We start from the raw sequence: 11,903 nt of genomic DNA, 5'->3' as shown, positions 1-11,903 counted from the left end.
AACAGATATATTGTGGGGATCCTTGTAGCCACCCATGCGGGAAAACACCCGATCCAGGATTTCCGGATCCTTGACGGTGATGCGGGAATAGCTGTGGTTTTCTGAAATCTTAATGGCGAAGTCCCGGTAAACTGAGGGGATCTTAAGAGCCTGAGCCAGAGCCCTGATGCGGGGCGCGCCCTTTTCAGTATGCTTTTCATGGGCGGGCCAGCATTCCGGCGGGGTTTCCAGTTTCCCGAAATCATGGGTAACCATGGCAAACCGGGTAACCGGATTTCCGGTGATGCGGGAGATCTCCCGGAGGGCCAGCATGGTGTGAGCAAATACATCCTTTTCCGGATGAAAGCCTTCGGGCTCCGGGATCTCCCTGAGCCGGGCCAGATCCGGCATGATGCATTTCAGGGCGCCGGTTTTTTCGAGAAAAATAAAGTACTGTTCCGGATTATTCGTGTTAAGAGCCTTTTCCGTTTCCCGCCAGACCCGCTCCGGGGTCAGGGACAGGAGTTCTCCCGAGGCTGCCATTTCTGAGCAGAGCTTTTCCGTTTCCGGAGCCACGGTAAAGCCCCTGTCGTAAAACCGGGCATAGAACCGGGCCAGCCGGAGCACCCTTAAGGGATCCTCGGTGAAGGCCGGTCCTGCGTGCCGGAGAATTTTTTCTCTGATGTCCCGGACGCCGTTCAGGGGATCTACGAGATTTCCGGCTTCATCCTCGGCAATGGCATTAATGGTGAGATCCCGGCGTTTCAGATCCGCGGCAATGGAGATATCGGGGGAAAAGTCGCACACAAAGCCGTTATAGCCGTGGCCGCTTTTTCTTTCGGTGCGGCAAAGGGCGTATTCCTCTCCGGTTTCCGGGTGCAGAAATACCGGAAAATCATGCCCCACCTGTTTGTACCCCAGACTGAGGAGATCCTCGGGCCGGGCTCCCTCCACGCAGTAGTCCCGATCCTTGCTCTTAATGCCTAACAGCCTGTCGCGGACAGCGCCGCCTACCAGATAAATCCGCATAGCTCCTCCCGGGGGTTTGGTAACAGATTTTTGCAATAATTCGGGATAAACCCGCTTAACAGTGTAAAATATCATCCTTCTACAGACAATAGCATAACGGAAATCGGTGTCGTTGGCGCCGCTACTTGCAGACAAAGGTTTAGCCATGTACAAAAGTTTTTTTGGATTAAGCGAGCTTCCCTTCAGCATCTCTCCTAATCCTAAATACTTTTATCTCAGCAGTCATCACAAGGAAGCCCTGTCCATGCTGCGGCACGGCATTGCGGATTCCGGCGGCTTTGTGCTTTTCACGGGAGAGGTAGGCACCGGCAAAACGGTTATTCTGAGAACCCTTTTGAATACCCTGCCTGAGGATATTGCCTCGGCGGTGATTTACGACCCGGCCCTCCCGCTTCTGGAAATGCTGGAAAAGATCTGCGAGGAGTTTGGCATCGGCATCCCGGAGAATGCCGGCAAAAGGGCGCTCACTGACCTTATCAGCGATTTTCTCAAGGGCCTGCACGCTCAGGGCAAAAGGGCGGTGCTTCTGATAGACGAGGCCCAGCTGATTCCGGATGACGTGGTGGAGCAGGTCAGGCTCCTCACCAATATTGAAACCGACAACAAAAAAATTCTGCAGGTGATTCTGGTTGGGCAGCCGGAGCTTCAGGAAAAGTTCCGGAAATCCCATATGCGGCAGGTAGCCCAGCGCATTACCGCCCGGTTTCATCTTCTGCCCCTGTCTCAGGAGGAGACGGATGCCTACCTGAGATACCGGATGCAGGCGGCGGGCTGCGTGCAGATCATTTTCACGAATGCGGCGGTTTCTGAGCTTTATCGCTGTTCCCGCGGCATTCCCCGCATTATCAACGTGGTAGCGGATCGGGCGCTTCTGGCGGCCTTTGTGGATCGCTCCGCCAAGGTGGAGCGCCGCCATATGAAGCGGGCTATCCGGGAGGTTCTGGGCACCAGGACTCCCTGGGAAGCCATCAGGGATCGCTTTAAGGCTCTCGAGTTTGCCGGCAAGCTGGCTCCTCTGGCGGTGATGACCATGGTGCTGGCCGGAGCCGGGTATTTTCTGGGGACGCTTTCCGGAAAAGCTCCGGAGGAGTTTTCTGAACAGGAGACCGTGGCCGAGCTCCGCTCCGATCCGGACGTCAGGGTTCTCCAGACAGAGCTTCAGGATCTCCGCCGGAAGCAGAAGACTCTGGAAGCGGAAAAGCGGGAGCAGACCCGGTTTGCCGCTGATATTCTCAATAACAGCTTTGAGGAATCCTCCTGGAAGAATCTGGTGCAGCTCTGGGGGGTAACCAGCGTGCCCGATGACCTCCGGGAGGCCTGGAAGTATCTCGCGGCTCTGGGCTACCGCTGTCTCAGGGGCAAGTCCGCTCTGAGCGATCTCGAGCGCTATAACGTGCCGGCGGTGGTGCAGCTTATGGATAAAAAGCTGACGCCTTTCTATGCGGTGCTGCTCCGGATGAACGAGCAGTATGCGGTAATTCTCATGAACGGCCGGGAATGGATCATGCCCCGGGAATGGCTGGAGGATTCCTTTGAGGGGGATTTCACCATTATCTGGCCCCTCCCGGACGGCTTTGCCGAGGTGGATGAAAACAGCTCTCCCCGGGCTCAGGAGCTGGTGTTTGACATGCTCAGACGCTACGATTCCGGTTCCGGAGATCCCTTTGTTTCCTGGGATGCGGACGTGCAGAATATGGTTTCATCCTTTCAGCAGGATCACGGGCTTCCGGAAACCGGAACAGCCGATATTGAAACCCTCTGGGCTCTTTTGCCGTATGCGGACACCATGAATCCGCTTTATAACCAGTATATTCTGCCGGAGGATCTGGAAAGAGCCAGATTAAGCTCCGGAATAGCGCAGCGGGCTTCTGAAAATGCGGAGGATTCCGGAAAAGCGGCCGGAACAGAGGAAAATACCCCGGACACCCCATCCCCGGCGGATCTGATGCTGGAGGAGCTTCTTAACGAAGCGGACGGAAGCACCGGAGGAGAAGCTGGTGATAACACCGCTGCAAAGCCTGAAACGGAAAAAACAGAAGTAACAGAAACAGTTAAGCCGGAGGGAAAAACCGCCGGCAGCGCGGGCTCGGTTTCCGGAAATCCGGAATCCGGAGTTAAGGAGCCGGATATCATTCCAGAGACCCGGGAAAACACGGTAAAACCGGAGGCTCCGGAGAATAATGATGCCAAACCTGAAAAGACGGCTCCTGCCGTGCCCCTCCAGGATGCTTCCGCCCCTTCTGAAAAGGATGCGCCCTCCAGCGGCGTTATCAAGGCTGCCTCTCCGGAGGAGGTCAGAGACCGTACCCTGAACGGGGTGAATCTCAGAACCGAGGCTCTCACCCGAGCCAAAGAGGAAGCCGCCGCAAAAGCCTCCGGCAAAACGGATAATGCCAAGGCCGGGAACAAGTCAGGCAAGGATACCGGAAAAGACGCCGGGAAGGAAAACGGAAAGAATGCCGGAAAAGAGGCCGGAAAAACTCCCGTTAAGAATGCTGACAACAAGACTCCCGAAGGACAGAGCTCCTTAACTCAGGAGAAAGGGAAGCCGGTTCCGGCTGCCCCGGAAAAGGCTCCTCCTTCGGCTGATGCCGGATCGGCGGCTCCGGCCATGAAAAACGCAGTTCCGAAAAAATCCGCAAGGGAAAATGCGCCGGCGCCGGGAACCTCCGGTAAGCCTCCGGCAGAGCAGGATGACAGCGGCATGGGACTGGACAGACTGCATGTTCTGGAAAACGAGGTCGGGAGTCCCGGGACAACGGCTCCGGAAAATGATACTGCCAGGGGAGGAAAGTAATTATGTCACTTTTTTCAGAAGCGGACAGCCTCAGGAACGAGCCCTCCGGCATAGATCTTTTGCCCGGAAGAGATCACCGCATTGTGTGGTTCTGGAGAGGGATTTTCGGGATTGCGGCACTGGCTGCCGTTACCGGCGGGTACTATGCCGGACACCGGAGCAGCGCGGGGGAGTACGCGGCCTTTTATCAGGAGCAGAAGGCTCAGGTAATGGCCGGACTCCGGGATTCCGCCGCCAAGCTGAGAACGGAAACCGCCGCCAGCGAGAATGCGGATTATCCTTTTATCGGGAAGCCTCATATTCATAATTTCAATATCCGCTACAATGAGGATGAGTTTTCTGCCTCCAGTGGAGATCCCCGGAGGACTGGGACAGAGGACAGGAACGGTTTTGATGCCGAGGACTACAATGAACCGGATCCTGCTCCGGCCCGGAAGAAGCCTAAGTCCGATACGGGGAACACTGCGCGGACTTCTGAAACCGCCGTCCCTGAAAAGAAACCCGAAAGAAAACCCGAAGCGCGGCAGGACAGCCGGGGGGATAACCGGGTGGAAACCAAAAAGCTTTCGGTGCAGGATCTTTTTTATGAGGCCGTGGAGAGCACCGGCGGCATGGATTCGTTCCAGCCGGAGGCCGGGAGATCCCAAAAGGCCCGGGATAAGAAAATGTCTCAGGAGGCCATGCCTCTGGGATCGCTTCCGGACAGCATAAAGAGTCAGGTGCCGTCCTTTGTCTATAATGCCCATAACTATTCCACCGACAGCACCCGCCGTTCCGTGACTCTTAACGGCGTCAGCGTCAAGGAGGGCGGCCGGTTCCGCAATCTTGACGTGGTGAAGATCGGCGAGGATTATGTGGTGTTCCGGGTGCAGGGGCAGAGCTTCAGCTGGAAGGCCATGGATGACTACCGGCAGTGAAATCAGCGGACAAAGGTGCTGCGCTCTGCGAAGGATTCATAGCCGGAGTCCGGACTTCTTTTACTGACAGAGGCTTCTTTGGCTGCGGAAACGTGAAACCTTAAAAAAGAAAACGGCCGCAAGCAGGGGCTTGAGCCGTTTTCATAAAGATATCAGCATCCGAAGTCCGCTGGATTAATAATCATCATCGCGTCTTCTTCTGGGCCGGGGGAGATATACCAGAATAACGCCCATAATGGCGCCGGCTCCGGCGATAAGACCGCCGTTTTTCCACCAGCGGATCTGCATTTCCTGCTCTCTGGTTTTGAGCTGGGCATCCAGGTCGGCTTTGAGAGCCCGGGCTTCCTTAAGCTCCTCCACCTGGGACAGCTGTTCCCTTTCCAGAGCGGCGTGGGCGGTTTTGAGCTGTTCCAGCTCCTTTTTCACGGTACGGAGTTCCTTGACGCTTTCGCTGTCAATATGCTCCAGTTTGTATTTGAGCTCGGCGTTTTCTTTGGCGAGCTCCTCCGCCTGATAACGGAAGCTCTTTTCAGACTGCACGTACTTTTTAGGGATCCAGGCTTCCTGTCCGTTGGGCTTGATTACCTGATAGTAATTCTTCTTTTCGGAAATAAATTCCAGGCGATCTCCGGGACGCACGGTGCCGATAAGCTTGTATTCCGTGCCGGGGCCTCTGGTTGTCCAGATTCCCTCGTTTTCAGTAACGTAAACATACTTTCCGGAAGATTCGGCAGAGCGCTGGTTATCAGGAGAGGAGTTTTCCGGAGCGGCGTTTTCTCCGGAAGATTCGGGAGCGGGATTATCAGCGGGGGCCGGTTTTGCGGGGGCTGCTGCCTTATGTTCGGAAACTTCTGCAGGAACCGGAACTGTATTTCTGGCTTCGGCGGCTTTCTTTGCCAGCACTTCATCCCGGGTCGGGATTTCGATGGCCTCCGGAGCCAGCTCTGCCAGAGCGGTTTCTGCCATAAGGGCTCCGGCAGTCAGTGTCAGCAGCAGGGCTGTTTTAACTACTTTCATGTTTACCTGAATTCTCATCTGGTTATCGAAAAAACGGGCCTATTCTACTAAAAAAGGAGTTAAAAGGCTATTGATGGTGAATCCGGTTAAGAATAAGGAATGCTAATGGCCGCTCCTTGCATTGTCAGGAGTATCCGCATTCTCGGATACCATTATGAAAGAGCCGGTACGGGAAGAGCCGCTCAGAGTGTTAAAGAACAAAATGGAGTGGCTATGTTCCGTATCATAAGCCTGAGCGGATGCTAAAGAGGTATATGCTGTAAGGAGAACTCTATTGAACCGACAGATCCGGATTTTTCAGCAAATCTTCAAATTCTGAAGGAGTTACCCCGAGCTGCTCGATTGCTGCTTCCCTGGTGATTAGTTTCTTTTTGTAAAAATCAAGAGTTGTTGTAATTTTCCCTTTTGCCTCACCTTCGGCCAAGCCTTTTGCCTTACCTTCAGCCAAGCCTTTTGCTTCACCTTCAGCCCTGACTTGAGTTTCAAAATGATCCATGTAGATATCAAAATCACGCCTGTCTGTGTAATTAAAATCCATTGCTTTTTTTACCTCTTTTTCATGTTCATCAATAAATGAGATCAGGTATCCTTTTGTTCTGCACTCTGCTATTGTTTTTAAATAACACTCACCAAAAGTATCGCACAGTTTTTTGTATTTTGCGAATGTTTTGCAAAACCCGATATATTCTCCGGAGAGCGTTTTGCTGTTGCTTTCGCTTAGAACAAAGATGGCAAAATTCAGGTCTTCCGGAACAACCTCCTCTTTGGGGTTGTACATCTCAGACATCCATATTTTGTCGGGCCTGTGTCCGCTGCCGGTATACAGAATGTAAAATTTGGGTTTGGGAATGTACATTGGCGGCAATATATCGGGGTTCAGTTTTCTCATGTTCAGATATTTTTCGTAGAGCATCCCCAGATATCTGAACATTCTGAGTCCCATATTGGGATTCCATGTGCTCTGAGCTTCAATAAGAATGATGTAATCATCAATCATGTTGTCGTTTTTGACCAGAAATCCCAGATCATCGCACAGTGCTGTGATCAGTGATTTTCCTTCCGTTAAAGTTATTACTTCGATTTGCCTGGCGCCGATTCTGTTATTGGTCAGTTCATTGTACAGTCTGACAACATTGTCAGGATTCTCGAAAATCAGTTTGAATGTTGTGTCATAAGTTTTTACCTTGGACTTGTTGAGTGCAGCCCAGGCTTCGTCCCGTGTTACAATTTTTTTGTCTGTCATACCAATCCTTCCAGCATGAGTTGTAATTACCGGAGATATTGTATCAGAAGGTATGGATTTGTAAACAAAAATGTGAATAAAAATAAATGGTGATAATTTAACCAATGATGAATTTTGATGTTAGCTATGCAAAACGTACCTGCTAAGAATTTTACAGGTATGCGAAACAGGATGCTGTAAATTGGTATTCTGACAGCAAAACATCTTCTGCGAAAACGGATATAAAATATTATATACTAGGCACGCAGCATTGTAAAATGCGGGTGAGGAGATCTATTCAAAGATGACGAACTCCTTTGAGGAGCTGCCGTTTTGTTAAAGCAGGCGTTCAGCTTTCGGAAGGACAATAAAAAAGGCACGATGCGCAAGCTATCATGCCTTTTCGCAGCAGGGCTTATCAGGACAGGGCGATAAGCAGCGTTTTCAGAATGAAGTAAATGATGATGGCAAAAAATGCTCCTGCCGGTACAGTTACCACCCAGGAAACCACAATGTTTCTTACGATATTAAGGTTAATGGCGGCAATGCCTCGGGCCAGCCCCACGCCCATAATGGCTCCTACCAGAGTCTGGGTGGTGGATATGGGAAGCCCGGTTCCGGAAGCCAGCACCACCGTGCCGGCGGTGGCCAGCTGCGCCGCAAAGCCGCGGCTGGGGGTAAGGGCGGTAATGCCGGAACCCACAGTGTTCATCACTTTATAGCCGAAGGTAGCCAGCCCCACAACCATGCCCACGGCTCCCAGAGGCAGTACCCATGAGGGAAAGGACAGACTGCCCTCGGGGAGTTCGCCGGAGGACAGGATGGTGGCTACTGATGCCAGAGGCCCTATGGCATTGGCCACGTCATTGGATCCGTGAGCAAAAGCCATGGCGCAGGCGGTCATAAGCATCAGCGCCGAGAACAGCTTTTCCACATTGGCGTAATGCTTTTTTGCTTCCAGAGTCTGATCAAAATGCAGCATTTTGAAAAGAATTTTGGCAATGATGCCGGCGATTACGGATATTCCCAGTCCCAGGAGCCAGCTTTCGCTTGCGGTAAGCTCGATGTTTACATGCTTAAGGCCCTTGTCCAGGGTAACCACGGAAATAATGAGAACGGTGAGAAAGACGTAGTAGGGAGCGATTCTTTTGGCGTGCTTCAGGGGATGGAATTTGCAGAAGATAAACCTTTGAATATGCACGAAGAGGAAGAAGGCGAACACCCCCGCAATGGCCGGGGTGATGATCCAGGATCCCACAATCCCTCCGAAGACGCCCCACTGGATGGCGCTGACTCCGGAGGCCACCACTCCGAAGCCCACCAGAGCTCCGATAATGGAATGGGTGGTGGACACCGGCCAGGAAAACAGCGTGGCCACGATAAGCCAGAGTCCCGCCGAAAGCATGGCGCTGATCATGCCCAGCACCAGATCCGGGGTGTCGATGGGGCATTCCGGTGACAGGATCCCGTCCTTGATGGTGGAGACGACCTCGCCGCCGGCCAGATAGGCTCCGAGAAATTCAAAAATAATGGCGATGATAATTGCCTGCTTTACGGTAAGGGTTTTGGTGCCCACCGAGGTTCCCATGGCATTGGAAACATCGTTGGCCCCGATTCCCCAGGCCATAAGGAAGGCCACCACAGCGGCAAATCCGATGAACAGTCCGCTGTGCGCTAACATAAATTCCATGACGGCACCTGTTATGCTTTTGAAACCATGGCTTCCAGTCTGGAGCCTACTCGTTCGGCCTGATCCGCAAGATCCCCGATTTTATCAAGCACCTTGTAGAGGAAGATGGCATCTACTGGATTGAGCTCGCTTTCTCTTAAGTAAAGCTCATGCCGGAGCTGTATCTGAATCTGATCGGTATCGTCCTCGATCATGTCCAGATCCCGCACCATGTTTTCCACCACCCTGATTTCCCGGCCGCGGAATCCGGTTTCCAGCAGATCATCCAGCTGGTGAATCACCTTGACTGCGAGCTCGGTGGCATCCAGGCAGCGGTTTATGTATTTCATAAACAGCTCCTTGACGTCTGCGGGGATATGGAGCTGTCTGCCCACCATGAGCCCGGCGATATCCTTGGCCCGGTTGGCAATCTTGTCCTGCTGGTTTACCAGATCCAGGAGATCCGTGCGGGCCAGCGGCATAAAAAGAGAATTGGGGAGATTGAGGCGGATTTCGCGTTTCAGCTGGTCAGCTTCCTTTTCCTTGGCGCTGATTTTCTTCTGACAGGCCAGGGCCTGTTCCCAGTTGTCGGAAAATACGCAGTTAAAAAATTCGGGCAGATCCTGACAGCATTCATGAACCTTCTGAATATGATGGAACATGGGTTTGAGCGGGGATTTGGCAAACAGGCTGAGAAAGTTTACCGGCATGGGCACCTCCTTGAACAGAAAACCTCGCTTATTTTACCTTTCCTGCCGGATCTGAACAATAAAATTGTCCCCGGGGATTCCGCCTGAAAATGCGGCCCCCGGAAGCTCCTTTATGAAAGCGCGAGCCTCTCCTTTTCCTGATATTCAGGCATTCCTGTGAGTTTTGTTCCTAAAAATAATCCTGTTTCTTTTGAGACCGGGCATTACCATGTATCATGAAACAATGAGCGACATAATGCGGGCAGCGCATGGATGAGTAAAGAGCACATTGTTTTTACGGGGAAGAGCAGAGCGAAAGGAGCAAATATGGGACGGGAAACAGAATTTAAGTTCATGGTGGAAGCCGGTTCTCCCGGAGACGTGCTGGACTGGGCGGCCAAAGCCGGTCTTATGAAGGGACGGCCCCAGCAGCGGCGTCTTGACAACTATTATTATGACACTCCTGATTTCAGACTGCGGCAGGCCGGCATTGCTCTCCGGGCCAGATGCTCCGACGGCAGCTGGGAGCTTACCGTAAAGACCAGCGCCGGAGACCGGGACGGCAAATCCGGCGGCGTGCATGTGCATCCGGAGTACAATGCGGCGGTTTTCGGGAAGCCGGAAAGGCCGGATCTCAGTCTTTTTCCCGCAGAAATTTTTGAGAATCTTCCCAGGAACGAGATACAGGACAATCTCCGGGAATTCATGAGTCAGAGATGCCTGCGCACGGTTTTTATCATTGCCGGAACTACCCCGCTTCATGAAGACTTTGTTATTGAGGCCAGTTTTGATGAGGTGGTTTATCAGGGCAAAAACGGGGACATTCCCGGAAAGGAGCTGGAGCTGGAGCTTAAGGAGGGCACTGTTAACGGTCTTCTTTATGTGTCGGCCATTCTTCTGGCGGCGGAAAAGGCCTGTGAAATGCCCCTAAAGCTCAGAATCGGTTCCGTCTCCAAAATGCAGCGGGCTGCCATTTATGCCGGCATTATCCCGGCGGGAGAGCCGGAAAACCCGGATCTTTCCTCTGATCGGGGGAGATGCCGGGCTCTTGCCGGACTGGAACGGATCTGCTTCCTGGAGGAGGACAGCATCCGGGCAGCTCGGGCCTTTAAGGCTCTGGAGGATCTTTTTCAGAAGGTCAGGGATAATCCGCTGCCCTCGGCTTTTCAGGAGGCTCTGGAAAGGCTGGCCCGGAATTACGAAGAAAAGAGGCTCCCGGATCTCCCGCTTCCCCAGAGGAGGGAAGCTCTTAAGCTCCTTTTGACAGATCCGGATCTGGCGCTGGCCCGGCTTAAGCTTGATGCGGCGGATTCTTTTTCTCCGCAGGCCTCCCGGATCTGAGGTAACCTGCCATGAAAATCACCGAGGAGATGGCAGCTCAGGCGGAGAAGAATCTCATCCGGCTTTTTGACGGGGCCGGGGAACACGAACTGGAAATTCTGGAAAAGAACCGGGATCTTATCCGGGATCTCTTCGCCTGTTCCGATTATGTGTCCTGGTATGCCCTGAGATGGCGGGATCGCTTTGCCGCCATGCTGGGATCCGGGGAATATGAATGGTCGCACCGCTATGAATCCTTCCGCTCCGAGCTCCGGGTCAGAATTCGGGATATCCAGAATATCGAGCTTCTTAAGAAGGTCATCCGGGAATTCCGCAATGACAAAATGGCTGTTATCGCCATCCGGGAGATCCTGGGGAAGGCCGCTCTTAACGAAAGCCTGTTGCATTCCTCCCTGCTGGCCGAGGCGGTGGTAGTGGAAACTTTGGATTATCTCTACCGGCTTAATACCGGTATTAACGGCGTTCCGGTATCCGCCTCCGGAGAACCCCAGAAAATGCTGGTTATCGGCATGGGCAAGCTGGGGGGCTATGAGCTTAACTTTTCCTCTGACATCGATCTTATTTTCTGCTACCCCGAAAGAGGGGAAACTCAGGGCGGCCGGAAGCCCATGGATAATCAGGTGTTTTTCACCCGTCTGGGGCAGCAGCTTATTCAGGTACTGGAGCAGAAAACCGCTGACGGCTTTGCCTACCGGGTAGACATGCGGCTCCGCCCCTTCGGAGACAGCGGGCCCCTGGTAAGCTCCTTTGCGGCTCTGGAGGACTATTATCTCAGGCACGGCCGTTCCTGGGAGCGCTATGCCATGGTGAAGGGCCGGGTGCTGGGGGATGCCACTCCGGCGGGAGAGGAGCTCTGGGAGATGCTCCGGCCCTTTGTTTACCGGAGATACCTGGATTTCGGGGCCATTGAGGCTCTCCGGAAGATGAAGTCCCTCATTGAGGCCGAGGTGCGGCGGCGGCATCTTTTTGGTAATTTCAAGCTGGGGGAGGGCGGCATTCGCGAGGTGGAGTTCGTTGCTCAGGTATTTCAGCTGATGCGGGGCGGCCGGATCAAGGATCTCCAGGAAAGAAACCTTCTTAAGGTTCTTAAGGCCTTAAGAGAGTGCGGCTGCATTGATGACAAGTCCTTAAGCGCATTAAGCGAGTCCTACATATTTCTCCGGAGAACGGAAAACCTTCTTCAGGAGATCCGCGACGAACAGACCCAGACTTTGCCTCAGAATACCCTGGATCAGGCCCGGCT

9 protein-coding genes are annotated in these 11,903 nt (G+C 53.2%); 4 read left to right on the top strand and 5 right to left on the bottom strand.

Annotated elements, in window-relative coordinates:
- Positions 1–1,008 (bottom strand): CCA tRNA nucleotidyltransferase (locus ACJROR_RS07690; protein WP_406546614.1); only part of this gene is annotated, 1,008 nt, incomplete at its 3' end.
- A gap of 145 nt (positions 1,009–1,153) precedes the next feature.
- Here ACJROR_RS07690 and ACJROR_RS07685 point away from each other — a divergent pair.
- Both ACJROR_RS07685 and ACJROR_RS07680 read left to right on the top strand, forming a co-directional pair.
- Positions 1,154–3,805 carry an AAA family ATPase gene (locus ACJROR_RS07685; protein ID WP_406546613.1) on the top strand — a complete coding sequence of 884 codons (2,652 nt, stop codon included), beginning with the start codon at positions 1,154–1,156 and terminating at the stop codon, positions 3,803–3,805.
- Positions 3,806–3,807: 2 nt separating this feature from the next.
- A complete protein-coding gene (locus tag ACJROR_RS07680) occupies positions 3,808–4,722 on the top strand; it encodes a general secretion pathway protein GspB (RefSeq protein ID WP_406546612.1) in 915 nt (304 codons plus the stop codon).
- Positions 4,723–4,896: 174 nt separating this feature from the next.
- Here ACJROR_RS07680 and ACJROR_RS07675 read toward each other — a convergent pair whose 3' ends face one another.
- From ACJROR_RS07675 to ACJROR_RS07660, 4 genes are all read right to left on the bottom strand, one after another.
- Positions 4,897–5,739 (bottom strand): TIGR04211 family SH3 domain-containing protein, encoded by an 843-nt coding sequence (locus ACJROR_RS07675; protein WP_406546611.1) that lies wholly within the window; start codon positions 5,737–5,739, stop codon positions 4,897–4,899.
- A 271-nt stretch (positions 5,740–6,010) separates the two neighbouring features.
- Positions 6,011–6,982 (bottom strand): hypothetical protein, encoded by a 972-nt coding sequence (locus ACJROR_RS07670; protein WP_406546610.1) that lies wholly within the window; start codon positions 6,980–6,982, stop codon positions 6,011–6,013.
- 397 nt (positions 6,983–7,379) lie between these two features.
- The gene (locus ACJROR_RS07665; protein ID WP_406546609.1) at positions 7,380–8,651 is read right to left on the bottom strand and encodes an inorganic phosphate transporter; all 1,272 of its coding nucleotides are present in this window, start codon (positions 8,649–8,651) and stop codon (positions 7,380–7,382) included.
- A gap of 11 nt (positions 8,652–8,662) precedes the next feature.
- Complete coding sequence (locus tag ACJROR_RS07660) at positions 8,663–9,340, bottom strand: TIGR00153 family protein (RefSeq protein WP_406546608.1); 678 nt, start codon at positions 9,338–9,340, stop codon at positions 8,663–8,665.
- 306 nt (positions 9,341–9,646) lie between these two features.
- On the opposite strand from ACJROR_RS07660, the gene ACJROR_RS07655 reads away from it, so the two are divergent.
- Positions 9,647–10,660, top strand: coding sequence for an inorganic triphosphatase (locus tag ACJROR_RS07655; RefSeq protein WP_406546607.1), 1,014 nt, complete (start codon positions 9,647–9,649; stop codon positions 10,658–10,660).
- An 11-nt stretch (positions 10,661–10,671) separates the two neighbouring features.
- Positions 10,672–11,903, top strand: a 1,232-nt coding sequence (glnE, locus tag ACJROR_RS07650; protein ID WP_406546606.1) for a bifunctional [glutamate--ammonia ligase]-adenylyl-L-tyrosine phosphorylase/[glutamate--ammonia-ligase] adenylyltransferase, incomplete at its 3' end; no start/stop codon positions are given.

Source organism: Succinimonas sp. (assembly GCF_045225735.1).
Lineage (GTDB): Bacteria > Pseudomonadota > Gammaproteobacteria > Enterobacterales > Succinivibrionaceae > Succinimonas.
Note: the sequence above shows the minus strand (reverse complement) of the source record. Positions and strands in the feature narration are given on the sequence as shown.

What these genes read in the sequence shown, in the direction of transcription:
- ACJROR_RS07655 (WP_406546607.1), top strand. Translation starts at nt 9,647, where the DNA reads ATGGGACGGGAAACAGAATTTAAGTTCATGGTGGAAGCCGGTTCTCCC.
- ACJROR_RS07670 (WP_406546610.1), bottom strand. Translation starts at nt 6,982, where the DNA reads ATGACAGACAAAAAAATTGTAACACGGGACGAAGCCTGGGCTGCACTC.
- ACJROR_RS07665 (WP_406546609.1), bottom strand. Translation starts at nt 8,651, where the DNA reads ATGGAATTTATGTTAGCGCACAGCGGACTGTTCATCGGATTTGCCGCT.
- ACJROR_RS07685 (WP_406546613.1), top strand. Translation starts at nt 1,154, where the DNA reads ATGTACAAAAGTTTTTTTGGATTAAGCGAGCTTCCCTTCAGCATCTCT.
- ACJROR_RS07660 (WP_406546608.1), bottom strand. Translation starts at nt 9,340, where the DNA reads ATGCCGGTAAACTTTCTCAGCCTGTTTGCCAAATCCCCGCTCAAACCC.
- ACJROR_RS07675 (WP_406546611.1), bottom strand. Translation starts at nt 5,739, where the DNA reads ATGAAAGTAGTTAAAACAGCCCTGCTGCTGACACTGACTGCCGGAGCC.
- ACJROR_RS07680 (WP_406546612.1), top strand. Translation starts at nt 3,808, where the DNA reads ATGTCACTTTTTTCAGAAGCGGACAGCCTCAGGAACGAGCCCTCCGGC.